Origin of the sequence: Pseudomonas sp. RGB (assembly GCF_007713445.1) — a bacterium.
GTDB lineage: Bacteria > Pseudomonadota > Gammaproteobacteria > Pseudomonadales > Pseudomonadaceae > Aquipseudomonas.
This window is the reverse complement of record NZ_VMSH01000028.1, coordinates 16,046-32,473: the sequence shown is the minus strand read 5'-3', so window position 1 is coordinate 32,473 and position 16,428 is coordinate 16,046. Positions and strand designations below refer to the sequence as shown.

Genomic DNA, 16,428 nt, shown 5'->3' with positions numbered 1-16,428 from the left:
CGCTGTAAGAGCGGAACCCTAAGTGGCCGTTACCGCAGCAACGGATATGTACTCATATCTACCAAAAACCACCCAAATGACTTTCCATCGGCAGCCACACAAAGCTACCCACCAAAAGCCTGCGAAGGCCGACGCAACGTCGGATCAAACGGATTGATCCTCGGCCCGATCGCCGCCGCCTCACGCTTGAGCAACTCCACCACCATCGGCAACCGGCTCGGCCCCAATCGATCACTGATGGTCGCCACACTCAACGCCGCCACCGCAACCCCTTCCCGATTCAAAATCGGCACCGCCAACCCCGCCATGCCTTCCAGCACTCCGGTGTTGCGCGCGGCATACCCCAGGCTGCGCACATTCTCCACTTCCGAACGCAGCAGCACCTCGTCATACAGGTGAAAATCCTTGAGCCGAGGCAAGTTGTAGCGAATCACCGTCTCACGCTCCTCCTCCGGCAAGAACGCCAGAATCGCCAAACTGCCCTGCCCCACACCCAACGCCACACGCCCGCCAATATCCCCGGTAAAGGTGCGGATCGGGTACGGCCCCTCGCTGCGGTCCAGGCAGATCGCATCAAAACCACTGCGTGCCAGCAAAAACAACGAATCACCCAACGACGCACTCAAGCGCAACATGCTCGGCCGCACCAGGTCGCGCAGGTTGCCGGTCTTGCCCGCGTTCGCCGCCAGCGCGAAGAACTCCAGGCTCAGGCGATAGCGCTTGCTGCGCGCGTCCTGCTCGACCATCCCCTCGTCCATCAAGCTGCGCAACAGGCGGTGGGTGGTGGGCTGCGACAGCCCGACCTGCTGCGCCAGTTGCGTCACGCGTTCGCCGCCTTCGGGCACCTCGCCCAATGCACGCAACAGCGCGAACACCCGCGACACGCTGCCAGAACCCACTTCTTTGTCGCTGCCATTCCGCTCAGTGGAATCCATATCACATAATCTCGGCGTAAATTCTGCTGAATGAATAAATTGGAAAATAATAGTTCGTTGAGTGAAATTCCATCTTCCGCCCATCCTAGTCTTCGTCCTAATCTGCGTCCACAGGGGCGAAATGAACAACAAACGGCAGCCGACTCGAGATCGAGCGCCACCGCACCCGCAGAACTCTTTTCGCATCTGCCCAAAACAAAAAAGCGCGTTTCGACGCGACTCAAAAGGTGGAACGCAGACATGGCTTTTCTCCAACTCAACGCCTTGAGCAAACGCTACGGCGCCGTCGATGCGGTGGTCGCCACTGACCTTGCGGTAGAAAAAGGCGAGTTCGTTTCCCTGCTCGGTCCCTCGGGCTGCGGCAAAACCACCACCCTGCAAATGATCGCCGGCTTCGTTGATGTGAGCGGCGGGCAGATCCTGCTTGACGGCCGCGACATCACCCACGCCAAACCCGCCAGCCGTGGCCTGGGCGTGGTGTTCCAGAGCTACGCGCTGTTCCCGCACATGACCGTGCGCGACAACGTCGCCTTCGGCCTGAAGATGCGCAAAGTGCCGGCCGCCGAAATCGCCAGCCAGGTTAAAACCGTGCTGGAACTGGTGCGCCTGGCGCCGCACGCCGAGCGCTACCCGCGTGAACTCTCCGGCGGCCAGCGCCAGCGTGTAGCGCTGGCCCGCGCGCTGGTGATCGAGCCGCCGGTGCTGCTGCTCGATGAACCGTTGTCCAACCTCGACGCCAACCTGCGCGAAGAGATGCAGTTTGAAATCCGCCGCATCCAGTGCGCGGTGGGCATCACCACTTTGATGGTCACCCACGACCAGGCCGAAGCACTGTCGATCAGCGACCGCGTGGTGGTGATGCAGGCCGGACGCGTCACGCAGATCGACGCACCGTACACGCTGTACGAACACCCACGCACGCGCTTCATCTCGGACTTCGTCGGCAAGGCCAACCTGCTGCCGGGCGACTACGACGAACTTGGTACCCCACAAGTACGCCACGCCAGCGGCGACGGCGAGCTGACCCTGAGCCTGCGCCCGGAAAAAATCACCCTGGTGGCCGCAGGCAGCGGGCGCGTGCAAGGCAAGGTGCTCGACAGCTACTTCTTCGGCAGCCAGTGGCTGTACCGCGTCCATACCTCGCTGGGCGACATTACCGTGGTGCGCAGCAACGACGGCAGCGCGCCGCTCGGTTGCGGCGCGGCCGTCGGCCTGGACTGGCACGCCGGCTTGCTGCGCGTGTTGGCGGCAGATGAGGTGCACGCATGAGTCGCGGTTATCTGCTGTCGTTGCCGGCCCTGGCGCTGTTCACCGGGCTGTTGATTCTGCCGCTGGTGATGACGCTTGTGCTGTCGTTCAACGTGTTCGACTACCAGGTGGGCGTGAAGGCGGATGAGTGGACCTTGGCGCATTACCTGTCGCTGTTCAGTGATGCGTACTTCTATGAAATCTTCTGGCGCACCTTCTGGATCAGCGCGCTGGTGACCTTGCTGTGCGTGGTGATCGGCGTGCCCGAGGCTTACATTCTGAGCCGCATGGGCACGCCGTGGCGCTCAATCTTCCTGATCCTGATCCTCACGCCGCTGCTGATTTCGGTGGTGGTGCGCGCCTTCGGCTGGAGCCTGTTGCTCGGCGCCGACGGGCTGGTCAACCAGGTGATCCAGGCCCTCGGCGGGCGTCCGGTAAAGCTGCTGTATACGCCGTTTGCGGTGATCATCGCACTGGTGCACGTGATGCTGCCGTTCATGATCATTCCGGTGTGGACCTCGCTGCAAAAGCTTGACCCGTCGGCAGAACAGGCGGCGTTGTCACTGGGCGCCAGCCAGGCCACGGTGATGCGCAAGATCGTGTTGCCGCAGGTCATGCCCGGCGTGCTGTCCGGCACGTTGATTGTGTTCGGGCTGGCGGCCAGCTCGTTTGCGATCCCCGGGCTGCTCGGCGGGCGCCGCCTGAAAATGGTCGCCACGGTGGTGTACGACCAGTACCTCTCGGAACTCAACTGGCCCATGGGCGCGACCATCGCGGTGGTGCTGCTGTTGGTCAACCTGCTGATCATGCTGAGCTGGAACCGCATGATCGAAAGCCGCTACAAAAAGTCCCTGGGGGTTTAAGCGCATGTCCAGAAACGGTCCTTTGGCCCTCGGCTTTCACGGCCTGGTGGTGCTGTTCATGATGGCGCCGCTGGTGGTGGTGTGCCTGGTGGCCTTCACCCCGGAAAACACCTTGAGCTTGCCGACGTCGGGCTTCTCCCTGCGCTGGTTTCGCGCAGTGTTCGAGCGTGCCGACTTTATCCAGGCGTTCTACAACAGCCTGATCCTGGCGTTTACCGCCGCCACCTTGGCCACGCTGATCGCGGTGCCGGCGGCCTTGGCGATCAGCCGTTATCAGTTTCCGGGGCGCAACTTTTTCAGTGCGTTGTTCCTCTCGCCAATCATCATCCCGCACCTGGTGCTGGGCGTGGCGATGCTGCGTTTGTTCGCGCTGATGGGCGTAAATGGCAGCTTTACCTGGCTGATGCTCGCCCACGTGGTGATCATCACCCCGTATGTGCTGCGCCTGGTGCTGGCGGCGGCAATCGGCATTGACCGCAGCGCCGAACAGGCGGCGGAGTCGCTGGGGGCCGGCCGCTTTACGCTGTTTCGCCAGATCACCTTGCCGATGATTCTGCCCGGTGTGGCCGGCGGCTGGTTGTTGGCGTTCATCAACAGTTTCGATGAAGTAACGCTGTCGATCTTCGTCAGCTCGCCGGCCACGCAAACCTTGCCGGTGCGCATGTACGTGTACGCCACCGAGTCCATCGACCCGATGATGGCGGCGGTGTCGGCGCTGGTGATTGCACTGACCGCAGCAACCATGATTCTGCTCGACCGGGTCTACGGCCTGGACCGCGTGCTGGTGGGGAAACATTGATGGCGTTGTTCAAACGATTGGCCGAAACCCAGCGCCCGGCTGTGGCCTTCACCCTGGATGGGCAACCCGCTACGGGCTTGCTCGGCGACACGTTACTGACCGCCGTGCTGACCTGTGCCGAGCACCTGCGCGGCAGCGATTTCAGCGCCGAACGCCGCGCCGGGTTCTGCCTGATGGGCGCCTGCCAGGATTGCTGGGTGCGCCTGGCAGATGGGCGCCGCGTACGCGCCTGTGCGACGTTATTGGAAGAAGGCCAGGCGATCAGCCGTGACCCGGGGCGCCAGGCATGAAGCCAACAGTGATTGTGGGCGCAGGCCCGGCCGGCATCAGTGCGGCGCGCACCCTGCTCGACCATGGCGTCACGCCGTGCCTGGTGGATGAAAGCCTGCGCGGCGGCGGGCAGATTTACCGGCGCCAACCGGCCAACTTTCAGCGCTCGGCCAAGCAGCTTTACGGGTTTGAAGCCAGCAAGGCCGAGGCCGTGCACCGCACCATGGATGAGCTGGCGCCTTTGGTCGACTATCGGCCAGAAACGCTGGTGTGGAACGCCGAGGACGGTCGCCTGGACCTGTTGAATCGCGGCCACGCCGAGAGCATCGAGTACGCGCAGCTCATCGTCGCCACCGGCGCCACCGACCGCATCCTGCCCGTACCGGGCTGGACCTTGCCCGGTGTCTATAGCCTCGGGGCGGCGCAGATCGCCTTGAAGTATCAGGGCTGCGCCATCGGTGAGCGCGTGGCGTTTTGCGGCAGCGGGCCGTTGCTGTATCTGGTGGCTTATCAATATGCCAAGGCTGGGGCCAAGGTGGTCGCGGTGCTCGACAGCGCGCCGTTCAGCGCGCAATGCCGCGCCTTGCCTGCATTGCTCAGGCAGCCGGCGACGCTGGCCAAGGGTGTGTATTACCGCGCCTGGCTCACGGCGCATGGCATTCCCGTGCACCAGGGCGCAACGCTCACGCAGATCGACGGCGAACAACGGGTCAACGGTATTCGTTGGGGCGAGCACACGTTGGACTGCGATGCCGTGGCCTTCGCCCATGCCTTGCGCAGCGAGACACAGCTGGCGGATTTGCTCGGCTGCGAGTTTGCCTGGAACAGCTTGAACCGCGCCTGGTTGCCCGCGCGCGACCGCGCCGGGCGCAGCAGTGTCCACGGCGTGTACCTGGCAGGCGATGGCGCCGGGATCATGGGCGCCGACGCGGCGCACATGGCCGGCGAGCGCGCGGCGCTGGCGGTGCTGGAAGACTCAGGCATTGCCGTGGACCCTCGCCGCACGGCCGTCCTGGAACAGCAACTGGCGAGCATCCAGCGCTTTCGCCACGGCCTGGAAACCGCATTCCCCTTCCCCGAACACTGGGCCGCGCAGGCGCCGGATGAATTGATGCTGTGCCGCTGCGAAGAAGTCAGCGTCGGCGAAGTGCGCGCGGTGGTGGATGAAGGCCACTGGGAAATCAATCGGGTCAAGGCGCATTGCCGCGTCGGCATGGGCCGCTGCCAGGGCCGCATGTGCGGGCTGGCAGCAGCGGAAATTGTCGCCGAGCGCAGTGGACGCGGGATTGAACACGTCGGCCGCCTGCGCGGCCAGGCGCCGATCAAGCCGCTGCCGTTTGGCGTAGAGGTGCAGCCATGATCGACGTGATCGTGTTGGGCGGCGGTATCGTCGGTGCTTCGGCGGCCTTGATGCTGGCGCAAAAAGGTCAGCGCGTGGCGTTGGTAGAGCGCGATTTTTGCGGCTCGCATTCCAGCGGTGTGAACTACGGTGGCGTACGCCGTCAGGGGCGGCCGTTGCATCAGTTGCCACTGTCGCAGCGCGCCCACCAGTTGTGGGCCGACTTGCCGGGGCTGATCAGCATCGACGGCGAGTACGTGCGCTCCGGGCATTTGAAGTTGGCCCGCAGCCATGCGGACCTCGACGCACTGCAGGCCTATGCCGAGCAAACTCGTGGCTTTGGATTGGGTTTGCAGGTGTTGGATCACGCCGAGCTGCGCGCGCGGTTCCCTTGGGTCGGCGATATCGCGGTCGGCGCTTCGCTGTGCCCTGAAGACGGGCACGCCAACCCGCGCCTGGTTTCGCCCGCGTTTGCCCGCGCCGCGCAGCGCCAGGGTGCTGAGGTATACGAGCAGGCCGAAGTGATGCGCGTCGAACATGACGGCCAGCGATTCCAGGTGCACTGTGCCAACGGTCTGCACCTGCAAGCACCGTGGCTGCTCAACTGCGCCGGCGCCTGGGCCGGGACCGTCGCCGCGCAATTTGGCGAACCGGTGCCGATGACGTCGGCGCACCCGGCGATGCTGGTCACCGAACCGCTGCCGGTGGTGATGAACGTGAGTACCGGCGTTGAAGGCGGCGGCATTTATGCGCGCCAGGTCGCCCGTGGCAATTGCATTCTTGGCGGCGGCCGGGGCTTTGCGCTTGGGCCGCTGACGGCGCGTCCGGGGCAGGCGGCGGTGTTGGAGATTTTGCGCAACGCCGGCGAACTGTACCCGTTTCTCAAAGGTGCCCAGGCGATACGTACCTGGAGCGGCACCGAAGGTTACTTACCCGATCACGAACCGGTGATCGGCCCCAGCAGCACCCAACCTGGCCTGCTCCACGGTTTCGGCTTTGCCGGCGCCGGGTTCCAGCTCGGCCCTGCGGTCGGTGAAGCCCTGGCAGAGGTCGTCTGCAGCGGGGCCAGCCGGCAGCCCATCGAAGCGTTTTCCATCCGTCGTTTCCAAGCCTGAGAGGAAAAACACCCATGCACACACGTATCGCGCTGTCCTGCTTGTCCCTCGCGTTGCTCGCCTCCACCGCGCATGCCGCGCCCACGCTGTACCTGGGCATGAACGGCGGCACCATGGAACGGGTGTACGCCGACAAGGTGCTGCCCGCGTTCGAAAAGGCCAACAACGTCAAGGTGGTGATCGTGCCCGGCACCTCGTCGGACATCCTCGCCAAGGTCCAGGCCAACAAAGACAACCCGCAAATGCACGTGATGTTCCTCGATGACGGCATCATGTACCGCGCCATCTCCATGGGCCTGTGCGACAAACTTGCACCGAGCGCGCCCCTGGACCAGATCCCGGCCAAGGCCAAAATCAAGGACGAAGCCGTGGCCGTGACCCTGGGCGTGACGGGCCTTGGCTATAACGCCAAGATGTTCAAGGAAAAAGGCTGGGCCGCGCCCACCTCGTGGATGGACCTGGCCGACCCGCGCTTCAAAGACAAAGTGGTGTTCCAGTCTCTGGCCTCCTCCACCTTCGGCCTGCACGGTTTCCTGATGTTCAACCGTATCCAGGGCGGCTCCGAAACAGACGTAGAACCAGGCTTCAAGGCCTGGCCGAAAACCATCGGCCCCAACGTGCTGGAATACATCGCCAGCTCGGCGAAGATCTCCGAGATGGTGCAAACCGACGAGGCTGCGATTTTCCCCTTGACCCCAACCCAGGTCACCACTCAGAAATTGCTCGGCATCCCGATGGAATACGCGCAACCCAAGGAAGGCGCGGTGGTGCTGAACGTGGCCGAGTGCGTGATCGCGCGTAACGACCAGCCGGAGCTGGCGCAGAAACTCGCAGCCTTCTTGCTGACCGCGCAAGCCCAGGCACCGGCGCTTGAAGAAGGCGATCAGATCCCTTCCAACCCAACCACGCCGACCACCGATAAAACCCGCGCGCGGGTGGAGGCCATGCAAGGTTACTTGCAGACGGCGATTTCGATTGATTGGGACCAGGTGAACCAGGCGCGGCCGGAGTGGAATGCGCGGTGGAGTCGCTCGATTGAGCGCTAACCTGAAATAGCGGATTGCTCCCACGCATTTGTGTGGGAGCTAACGTCACTTAGCCCTGGCCCTGCGTGCATTGGCCTTGAGCTGATTTGAGTATGTTTCGTAGATCGCTCTCGCCGCATTCCGTTGGATGTGGATTTCAAAAAGCTTTTGCCGCATCTCTCGATGGCGGTGCGTATTGAGCAGCAGCAACTCGAAAAGCGGAAACGCGACCCCCAGAGAAAACGCCACGGTATGCGGACGGTATTGAATCATTGGTAGCACCAGCATCAGGGAGAACGCGAAATAGCCCATCAACACGCTAGCGGCCCATTTGCGACCTCTCGCAATCATGAAGTTGGCAAACACTAAAAAAGCAGTCATCGACAGTAGACTCCAACCAGACACTTCAGCTTGCAGCGATGGCTCCAGGCTACGCAAATAGGTTGTGTCCACCAGGACAGTGACCATAGCGCCTGCGAAGAGGCCCATGAATATTGTGCCCATGAACACTGGAAAGTAACGGATGAGAAAACCGGCAACTGACTCACTCATTCTGCAACTTCTTCGTATAAGCCCACAGCAATGGTCGTCGTGCTGCCAACATGGCCATTTCGATAGCTTCTAATCAGCCCCATCGCACTGCCCACTGAGCCACTCAGTACAACAAGCCAGCCCAACACTGCAGCACCGCAAGACAAGGATGCATTGATCGCTTCAAATACCAGCTGCGACTCCCGCGGCTCATGCTCCAATCGCCGCACATAATCCAAGCGTGCCATCGACGCTGGCATCTCGCGCAAAATCACGCGCTTGGGCAAAACGCTGCAAATCGGCTGAAACTCGCGCAACGTCACCGGCCACAACTGTGAATCGAGATACACCACCCCTGCCCCGGCAATCGCCGGGTCGGCATCAATGGCGGCAAACAGCCGACGCAGATCCATGCTGCGTTCTACCCGTTCACGGGTGGTGCGGTGAGCGCTGGGGAAACCGTCCTTGAATACGCTGGAAGCCATTCCGTTTTTGCTCCTGATTTCACAAGAGCGCAGAGCGTATCTGCCAAGAATGTCGGAAAGTTTCCTTTTTCCAGAAGGCCGCTTCCTGTTGTCACCTTGGAGCCTTGTGGACAATCGTAGGAATCGGAAAAGTACGCCCGCGCCAGTTCCGGCGAACGATCAGACATGGGGCGAGCATGGCAACGGATATGTTTTTAAAGCTTGGCGATATCAAGGGCGAGTCCAGCGACCAGACACATCGTGATGAAATCGATATATCGCGCTGGGGTTGGAGGATCACGCAAGCAGGGTCGATGCACAGCGGAACTGGCGGCGGAGCCGACAAGGTTGATATGGGCAATATCGCTATCGAAAAGCCCCTGGATAAGTCCACGCCGAATCTGATGATGGCCTGCGCAACCGGCAAGCACTATCCGGGAGCCCGAATTGTGGTGCGCAAAGCGGGAGGCGCCAGCAATGTGGAGTATCTGGTGATCACCTTGAGGGACGTCATGGTGGCCTCCTATGAGACGCGCGCAGCAGCAACCAATGATGTACTGACAGAGGAAATCAGCCTTAACTTTGCCAAGGTTGAAGTCAGTTACCAGCCGCAGAAAGCCGATGGCGGCAAGGAGGGTGGACCTGTCCGGTTCGGCTGGAGCATTCGCGAAAATATCAAAATCTAGATAACGAGTGATCCCCGACTTAGTCGGGGATCACGGGCAGCGCACGTTTGTGCGCTGTCTTGCGGTAGGCCCCTTCAACAATCGCGCGCACCCGCTCACTCACCGGCTCGCCCATCAGGTAGGCGTCGATTTCTTCATAAGTGCAGCCGTAGGCCTGCTCATCCGCCTTGCCCGGCGCCAATTCTTCGAGGTCGGCGGTCGGTAATTTGTGCACCAGGTTGCCCGGCGCGCCGAGGGCGTTGGCCAGCAGACGCACCTGGGTCTTGGTCAGGCCCGACAGTGGCGCGAGGTCGCAGGCGCCGTCGCCGAATTTGGTGAAGAACCCCATCAACGCTTCGGCACCATGGTCGGTACCGACCACCAGGCCGTTGTGCAGGTTGGCCACGGCGTATTGCGCGATCATCCGCGTGCGGGCCTTGACGTTGCCCTTGATGAAGTCGACATGCGCCGCGCTGGCTTCAGTCGCGGTCAGGCTGGCCATCAGGGCGTCGACGCTGGCGGCGATATTCAAGGTGTCGATGTGGTCCGGCTTGATGAAATCCAGGGAGGCCTGAGCATCGCTTTCATCGGCCTGGGTTTTGTACGGCAGGCGCATGGCGATAAAGCGCGCAGCGTAGTCTTCGCTGCGTAACTGCTCCACCGCCAATTGGCACAAGCGCCCCGCCGTCAGGGAATCGACACCGCCGCTGATGCCCAACACCAGCGCCTGGCAGCCGGAGCTACGCAAGGTGCTTTTGATGAAATTGATGCGCCGCTGAATCTCCTGCGGTTCGCCGCCCTTGACCAGCGCGCGGTTGATGTTCAGTTCCTGGGCGATACGTGCCTGGGTTTGCATATCACACCTCTCTCTATGACTTGGATTGACCTGTGGGAGCGGGCTTGCCCGCGAAGACGGCGTGTCAGTCAACACCGTCAGTGCTGATCAACCGCTTTCGGAAGCAAGCCCCCTCCCACCGAAAACACTTTTGCCGCGTACTGCAAAAACGAGGCGTCTTCACAGACGTTCTTGATCGGGTCATCGGAAAACTTCACCACCGGCTCGCCGTGTACGCGCACCAGCTTCATCACGATGCTCAGCGGTTCCACACCCTCCACGTCGCAGGCCAGGCTGGTGCCCATGCCGAAACCGAACTTGGCCTTGCCACGGATGTGCCGCAGGATCGGCAGGCATTTTTCGAAATTCAGACCGTCGGAGAACATCAGGTCCTTGGTCATCGGGTCGATGCCCAGCTGCTTGTAGCGCGCCAGGACTTTGTCGGCCCAGGCGATGGGATCACCCGAGTCCTGACGCAGGCCGTCGTAGAGCTTGGCGAAGTACAGGTCGAAATCCTTGAGGAAAAAATCGGTGCTGATGCAGTCGGTCAAGGCGATGCCGAGGCGGCCGCGGTATTCGCGCACCCAGTTTTCCAATGCGGCGTTCTGGCTCTCGCGCAGGCGCCCCAGTTGCTGGTGCACCATCAGCCATTGGTGGGCCATGGTGCCGATCAGCGGCAGGTCGAATTCGTAGGCCAGGTGCGCGTTGCTGGTGCCGATGAACTGCCCGGGGAAGTCGCGGCGCATGATGTCCACCACTTCGCGCTGGGCCTTGAACGACAGGCGCCGGCGTGTGGAAAAGTCCGAGACGCGCAGGTCGGCCAGCTCTTCACGGCTGAGGTTTTTCTCCAGCCAGTCGAACTTCTGGTAGAGCTTGCGGGTGACGTCTTCCAGGCTCACGTCGGGGTATTTGTCGCGGTTGCGCAGCTCACTGACCAACGCCAGCACCGGCTGTTCGAACATGATGCAGTGCAGCATCGGCCCGACCACGCGGATGTTCAGTTGGCCATCGACTTCGCTGACGTGGATGTAGCGCAGGTTGAAGCGGAACAGGCCCAGGAAGCGCTCGTAGTCCGGGGTCAGGTATTCGCGAAAGCGCGGGTTGAACAGAAAGCGCAGTTCGCCTTCGCGCATCTGCAGGCCGGCGAGTTTCTCCAGCTCGTCGCGCAATTGCGGGATCAGGTGGCCGAGTTTTTCTTTGGAACGGACGATGAAGTTGTATTCCACGTCGACATTCGGGTGCTGGTGCAGCACGGCCTGCATCATGGTGAAGGTGTAGTAGTCGGTGTCGAGCAAGCCCTGGATGACCGGGGATTCGTAGTCGTAGGCACTTTCCATGGTGTTTCTCCTTAGCGCGTGGCCATCGCGGCCAGTTCTTCGCGGGTGCTGCTGATGACAGCACCGGCCTTGAGCAACTCATTCACCGCCTGTACGCCGCCCTCTTCGCTGATACCTCGGCAGGCCGGCAAGTGCAGGACCACCTCCAGGCCAGCCTTGAGCAGTTGCAACGCGGTGGTCTTGACGCAGTAGTCCAGGGCCAGACCACCGACGATCACGCGGCGCACGCCTTGGGCGTTCAAATACTCGATGACGCCAGTGGACAGTTTGTCGTGCAGGTCGTGGTAGCAGGCACCGTAGGGGTGCAGATCGGGTTCGACGCCTTTCCAGATGAAGTAGTCGTAGTCATACGGCGTGGGCAATTCGTCCAGCAGCGTAAAACCCTCGGTGCCCGGCACGCAGTGGCTGACCCAGGTGACATCGGCGTGGGCCAGGCCGGTGGGTTGCAGCATCTCACTGTGCTGCGTGACCACCCACGGGGCGTGCGGGGTGTGCGCGTCTTTGCTGCCGACACGGTGGCCGGCGAGGCTGGCCATGTAGTTGAGTTCGGCACCGATCTGGTCACCGCCAACCACCGGCAATTCGTTGGGGCACAGCGGCGTGAAGCTCTTCTGGGCGTCGACGTCGAATGAAGCAATGGCAGTTTTCACGAGGGTCATAGTGATTCTCCGGTGGCCTGGAAACAAAAGTACACGTCATGTACTTTCATTGCAAGAAACATTTAGTTATCTATGCTGGAGCAAGTACATGACATAGCTGTTCGATCCGTTAGACTGTGCCCCACCGCTGTTCAGAAGGATTTCCCATGCCACTCAGTGCCTACCTCCACACCGTCGACCTGTGCGTGTTGTTCTATTGCCGTGCCGCCGGAGAATTGAAGCTGCTGCTGAACAAGCGCGAAGCCGAGCCCTTTGCCGGACATTGGGCGTTACCGGGCGTAGTGGTTAATGGCGGCGTGCAAGATCTGAGCCTCAAGGATGCCGTGGAGCGCTTGCGGGCGAGCGACAAGGTCGGTTTTGATTTGGCCTGGAGTGAGCAAGTCGGCACGGTGGGCGATGCGTTTCGCGACCCGCGCTGCTGGTCGTCGTCCACCTACTACCTGGCGATCGTGGCCGATGACGTGGTGTTGGGTGAGCATCAAGGCTGGTTTTCGCTGAATGCAGTGGCCGATGGCAGCATCAAACTGCCCTTCGATCACAACCTGATCGTCGCCGCCGTGCAGGAGCGGCTGTTTTCCAAGTCGCTGTACAGCAACTTGCCGTTGATGTTTTTGGGCAACGAATTCAGCGCGCCGCAAGCGACCACGATCTTCTCGCGGGTGCTGGCGCGGCCGGTGTTGAAGACCAGTATCCGCCAGCGTTTGTTGAAGCTGACTGAGGCGGGGTATTTGCGTGAGACGGGGCGCAAGAAGAACGGCGAAGGCGGCCGGCCCCAGGCGACGGTGGAGAACCTGAAGCCTGGGGAAGTGTATTTTTTTGATCGCAGTTTTGCTGAGTGACCGGTATTTACCAACAATGAAGATCCCATGTGGGAGCGGGCTTGCTCGCGAATGCGGTGGGTCAGCCAGTACATCCGGCGACTGACACACTGCTTTCGCGAGCAAGCCCGCTCCCACATTTTTAATTTGTGTAGGGCTTTAGTTCATCCAATTACCGCCATCGACGTTATAGGTTTGGGCCACCACATAGTCAGCCTCTTTGGAAGCCAGAAAGATAGCCATCCCGGTCAAATCCTCCGCCGTGCCCATGCGCCCAAACGGCACTTCGGCCCCCACCCGCTTCTTCTTCTCGCCCGGCGGCAAGCCTTCATGCTTGGCGAACAGCGCGTCCACGCCATCCCAGTGCTCGCCGTCCACCACGCCGGGCGCGATGGCGTTGACATTGATGCCCTGCTTGATCAGGTTCAGCCCCGCCGATTGCGTGAGGCTGATCACCGCCGCCTTGGTCGCACAATAGATCGCCACCAACGGCTCGCCTCGCCGCCCGGCCTGGCTGGCCATGTTGATGATCTTGCCGCCGTGGCCCTGGCTGACCATCTGCCGGGCGGCGGCCTGCAGGGTGAACAGCGTGCCGGCGACGTTGATCGAGAACAGCCGCTCGTAGCTGTCGCGGGTAATGTCGACGATGGGCGCCAAGTCGAACAGTGCAGCGTTATTGATCAGGATATCGAGCTTGCCGGCATGGGCCACCACGGCGGCAAGCGCGGCGTCGATGGAGGCTTGGTCGGTGACGTCCATCGCGACGGCATACGCCTGTGGGCCCAGCTCAGCCGCGGTGGCCTGGGCGCGTTGCAGGTTGATGTCGGCGATGGCAACCGTTGCGCCTTCGGCGATATACGCCTGGGCAAAGGCGCGGCCGATGCCGCGCGCCGATCCGGTGATCAGCGCGCTCTTACCTTCGAGTCGTTTCATGGGGCTGTCCTGTAGAAATTATTTCGAGTAGCCGGCGCGTTTCATCTCGCGCTCGGTGGTGGACTGAGCGTCGAGCAGCGCCTGATCAACCGTCATGCCGCCGGTAAGCGCCGCCGAAAACAACTTGCCGACGGAGGTGCCGATGGCCTGGAACTCAGGAATGGTCACGTACTGAATGCCCACGTACGGCACCGGCTTGGCCGACGGGTGCGCGGGGTCGGCGTGCTTCATCATTTCCAGGGTCACCTGGGCAAACGGCGCGGCCTTCAGGTAAGCCTCGCTGTAGGTGGACTGGCGGGTGCCCGGCGGCACGTTGGTGATGCCTTCTTTATCGGCGACCAACTGGATGTAATCCTTGGACGTTGCCCAGGTGATGAACGCCTTGGCAGCGTCTTTGTGCTTGGAGGTTGCTGGAATCGCCAGGGACCAGGCGTATAGCCAGGAGGAGCCTTTGTCGGTGACCTCGGTGGGTGCCGCAGCAAAACCTACGTCGTCGGCGACTTTGCTTTGGCTTTTGTCGGTGGTGAAGGAGCCGGCGACGCTGGCGTCCACCCAGATTGCGCACTTGCCGCTGTTGAACAACGCCAGGGTTTCATTGAAGCCATTGCTGGAAACACCGGGCGGGCCGTAATTTTTCAGGGTGTTGACATAATAGTTGGCGGCGGCGGTCCACTCGGGGCTGGTCAGTTCCGGCTTCCACCGTTCGTCGAACCAGCGCGCGCCGAAGGCGTTGGCCATGGTGCTGAGCAGCGCGATGTTCTCGCCCCAGCCGGCCTTGCCGCGCAGGCACATGCCGTATTGGCCTTTGTCTTTGGCCGTGAGTTTGGCGGCGAACTCACCGAGCTGGGTCCAGGTGGGGTGCGCGGGCATGCTCAGCCCGGCTTGCTTGAACAGGTCGGTGCGGTAGTAGGTCACGGTGCTTTCGCCGTAGAACGGCAAGGCGTACAGGGTGTTGTTGACCGACAGGCCCTGGCGCACCGACGGGAAAATATCCTCGGCGTCGTAGTCAGCCGGCAGTTGGGTCAGGGGTTCCAGCCAGTGCTTGGCGCCCCATAACGGCGTCTCGTAGGTGCCGATGGTCAGCACGTCGAACTGGCCGCCCTGGGTGGCGATATCGGTGGTGAGGCGCTGACGCAGCACGTTTTCTTCCAGTACCACCCAGTTGAGGTTGATGTCCGGGTGCTGGGCCTCGAAGACCTTGGACAGGCGCTGCATGCGGATCATGTCGCTGTTGTTGACGGTGGCGATGGTGACAGTGTCGGCGGCGTAGCTGGGCAGGGCCAAGGCCAGGCCGGACAGCAGGAAAAGCGCTTGCGGAAGCTTGAACATGGCGGTTTCCACCTGTTGTTTTTGTTGTAGAGCGCCGATTACAGCAGCTTGGCCAGGCCCTCACAAACGCATGGCGAATGCTCGGCTGATACTTTTTTAACCTGGGCTCGCGGATCAAAAAAGTATCAGTGCCAAGCGAAACCGGGGGTAGCGTGCCCGTTATCAACCGGCGTATTTTGCAGAGATTCCATAAGTAAAAGAGGCATCAGCATGCCCATCAACCGCGCCAAGCTGTTCGAGCATCGCCCTGCCGAACTGGAAGTCATCCTGCCTGAGCCGGACCACTGCTTCCGCTGGTTCGAACACGATTACCCGTATGACCTGGCGCGCTGGAACCACCACCCCGAGTTCGAAATTCACCTGATCCGCCAGGGCAGCGGCAAGCTGGTGGCCGGCGACTACATCGGCGCGTTCAGTGCCGGGCATGTCGCGCTGATCGGTCCGGACTTGCCCCACGACTGGATCGGCGACCTGGCCCCCGGCGAGTACCTGACCGGGCGCGACGTGGTGCTGCAATTCGACGGCGCCGCCCTCCTCGCCCTGCGCAAAACCCTGCCGGAACTTGGCGACTTGCAGCCGCTGTTCGAACACGCCCGGCGCGGCCTGCAATTCAGCGGCGACACCGCCGTGCACGCCGCACGCTTGCTCGAAGACATCGGCAAGGCCCACGGCCTGCAACGGCTGATCCTGTTCCTGCAACTGCTCGACACCCTGAAAAACGCCCCGACGCCAAACGTGCAGGCGCTGGCCAGCCCCTGCTACGCCCCACCCCTGGACGCGCGCAGTGCCGAGCGCATCAACAAAGCCTTCGACTACCTGATGACGGAACTGACCGGCGACCTGCGCCTGTCCGTCATCGCGCAACGCCTGGACATGAGCGAACCGGGCTTCTCGCGCTTCTTCAAGCGCAACACCGGTCACGGGTTTATCGACCTGATGCGCAAATTCCGCGTACAGCGCGCCTGCCGGCTGTTGCTGCAAAGCGACATGTCGGTGGCAGATATCTGTTTTGAAGTGGGCTACGCCAACCTGTCCAACTTCAACCGGCATTTTCGGATCGAGATGAACCAGACACCGAGCGAGTATCGGCGCGAAACGGCGATGCATTTGTTTAACCGCATCGAGAAAATGACACCCAGTCATTTTTGATCAAAAGGTCGATTAATTTCGGTTTTTTCCCTTTTATTCAAGCCATTGAGCAAAGTTGGTACAGCCTGTGCAAACGTTTGCGGAACGAACTTGGTAGGCAAGTTCTCCTTAACC

Annotated in this window: 18 protein-coding genes; 10 read left to right on the top strand and 8 right to left on the bottom strand. The window is 61.6% G+C overall.

Going from position 1 to position 16,428, the window contains the following annotated elements; all coding sequences use genetic code 11:
* Positions 1–104: 104 nt before the first annotated feature.
* Entirely contained in the window at positions 105–935 is an 831-nt protein-coding gene (locus tag FPT15_RS28830; RefSeq protein ID WP_145166114.1) for an IclR family transcriptional regulator, read from the bottom strand.
* A 240-nt stretch (positions 936–1,175) separates the two neighbouring features.
* Here FPT15_RS28830 and FPT15_RS28825 point away from each other — a divergent pair, with 240 nt between their 5' ends.
* From FPT15_RS28825 to FPT15_RS28795, 7 genes are read left to right on the top strand one after another with little or no spacing between them, the layout of a single operon-like run.
* The gene (locus tag FPT15_RS28825) at positions 1,176–2,204 is read left to right on the top strand and encodes an ABC transporter ATP-binding protein (RefSeq protein ID WP_145166113.1); all 1,029 of its coding nucleotides are present in this window, start codon (positions 1,176–1,178) and stop codon (positions 2,202–2,204) included.
* Positions 2,201–3,046, top strand: coding sequence for an ABC transporter permease (locus FPT15_RS28820; RefSeq protein ID WP_145166112.1), 846 nt, complete (start codon positions 2,201–2,203; stop codon positions 3,044–3,046). Before FPT15_RS28825 ends, FPT15_RS28820 begins: the two co-directional genes overlap by 4 nt.
* A gap of 4 nt (positions 3,047–3,050) precedes the next feature.
* Complete coding sequence (locus tag FPT15_RS28815) at positions 3,051–3,845, top strand: ABC transporter permease (protein WP_065932095.1); 795 nt, start codon at positions 3,051–3,053, stop codon at positions 3,843–3,845.
* Positions 3,845–4,135, top strand: coding sequence for a (2Fe-2S)-binding protein (locus FPT15_RS28810; protein ID WP_145166111.1), 291 nt, complete (start codon positions 3,845–3,847; stop codon positions 4,133–4,135). Before FPT15_RS28815 ends, FPT15_RS28810 begins: the two co-directional genes overlap by 1 nt.
* The gene (locus tag FPT15_RS28805) at positions 4,132–5,475 is read left to right on the top strand and encodes an NAD(P)/FAD-dependent oxidoreductase (RefSeq protein WP_145166110.1); all 1,344 of its coding nucleotides are present in this window, start codon (positions 4,132–4,134) and stop codon (positions 5,473–5,475) included. The genes FPT15_RS28810 and FPT15_RS28805 overlap by 4 nt, the downstream gene beginning before the upstream one ends.
* A complete protein-coding gene (locus tag FPT15_RS28800; protein ID WP_145166109.1) occupies positions 5,472–6,569 on the top strand; it encodes an FAD-binding oxidoreductase in 1,098 nt (365 codons plus the stop codon). Before FPT15_RS28805 ends, FPT15_RS28800 begins: the two co-directional genes overlap by 4 nt.
* Positions 6,570–6,583: 14 nt before the next feature.
* The gene (locus FPT15_RS28795) at positions 6,584–7,615 is read left to right on the top strand and encodes an ABC transporter substrate-binding protein (RefSeq protein WP_119736011.1); all 1,032 of its coding nucleotides are present in this window, start codon (positions 6,584–6,586) and stop codon (positions 7,613–7,615) included.
* 45 nt (positions 7,616–7,660) lie between these two features.
* On the opposite strand, the gene FPT15_RS28790 is transcribed toward FPT15_RS28795, so the two are convergent.
* Both FPT15_RS28790 and FPT15_RS28785 read right to left on the bottom strand, forming a co-directional pair.
* Complete coding sequence (locus FPT15_RS28790) at positions 7,661–8,146, bottom strand: hypothetical protein (protein ID WP_145166108.1); 486 nt, start codon at positions 8,144–8,146, stop codon at positions 7,661–7,663.
* Positions 8,143–8,610 (bottom strand): hypothetical protein, encoded by a 468-nt coding sequence (locus FPT15_RS28785; RefSeq protein ID WP_306099173.1) that lies wholly within the window; start codon positions 8,608–8,610, stop codon positions 8,143–8,145. The genes FPT15_RS28790 and FPT15_RS28785 overlap by 4 nt, the downstream gene beginning before the upstream one ends.
* Before the next feature lie 176 nt (positions 8,611–8,786).
* Between FPT15_RS28785 and FPT15_RS28780 the strand changes: the two genes are divergently transcribed.
* Entirely contained in the window at positions 8,787–9,275 is a 489-nt protein-coding gene (locus tag FPT15_RS28780) for a type VI secretion system tube protein Hcp (protein WP_145166107.1), read from the top strand.
* Between the two features lie 19 nt (positions 9,276–9,294).
* Here the strand turns inward: FPT15_RS28780 and nadE are convergent, their stop codons facing one another.
* The 3 genes from nadE to FPT15_RS28765 form a co-directional block, all read right to left on the bottom strand.
* Positions 9,295–10,110 (bottom strand): ammonia-dependent NAD(+) synthetase, encoded by an 816-nt coding sequence (gene nadE / locus FPT15_RS28775; RefSeq protein ID WP_145166106.1) that lies wholly within the window; start codon positions 10,108–10,110, stop codon positions 9,295–9,297.
* 77 nt (positions 10,111–10,187) lie between these two features.
* Positions 10,188–11,426 carry a nicotinate phosphoribosyltransferase gene (gene pncB, locus FPT15_RS28770; RefSeq protein WP_145166105.1) on the bottom strand — a complete coding sequence of 413 codons (1,239 nt, stop codon included), beginning with the start codon at positions 11,424–11,426 and terminating at the stop codon, positions 10,188–10,190.
* An 11-nt stretch (positions 11,427–11,437) separates the two neighbouring features.
* Positions 11,438–12,085 carry a nicotinamidase gene (locus FPT15_RS28765; protein WP_145166104.1) on the bottom strand — a complete coding sequence of 216 codons (648 nt, stop codon included), beginning with the start codon at positions 12,083–12,085 and terminating at the stop codon, positions 11,438–11,440.
* Between the two features lie 146 nt (positions 12,086–12,231).
* Between FPT15_RS28765 and FPT15_RS28760 the strand changes: the two genes are divergently transcribed.
* A complete protein-coding gene (locus tag FPT15_RS28760; RefSeq protein WP_145166103.1) occupies positions 12,232–12,924 on the top strand; it encodes an NUDIX hydrolase in 693 nt (230 codons plus the stop codon).
* 138 nt (positions 12,925–13,062) lie between these two features.
* On the opposite strand, the gene FPT15_RS28755 is transcribed toward FPT15_RS28760, so the two are convergent.
* Both FPT15_RS28755 and FPT15_RS28750 read right to left on the bottom strand, forming a co-directional pair.
* Positions 13,063–13,836 (bottom strand): L-iditol 2-dehydrogenase, encoded by a 774-nt coding sequence (locus FPT15_RS28755; protein WP_145166102.1) that lies wholly within the window; start codon positions 13,834–13,836, stop codon positions 13,063–13,065.
* Positions 13,837–13,854: 18 nt separating this feature from the next.
* Positions 13,855–15,165, bottom strand: a complete 1,311-nt coding sequence (locus FPT15_RS28750) for a sugar ABC transporter substrate-binding protein (protein WP_145166101.1) — start codon at positions 15,163–15,165, stop codon at positions 13,855–13,857.
* A gap of 210 nt (positions 15,166–15,375) precedes the next feature.
* Here FPT15_RS28750 and FPT15_RS28745 point away from each other — a divergent pair, with 210 nt between their 5' ends.
* Positions 15,376–16,314, top strand: coding sequence for an AraC family transcriptional regulator (locus tag FPT15_RS28745; RefSeq protein WP_145166100.1), 939 nt, complete (start codon positions 15,376–15,378; stop codon positions 16,312–16,314).
* Positions 16,315–16,428: the final 114 nt, after the last annotated feature.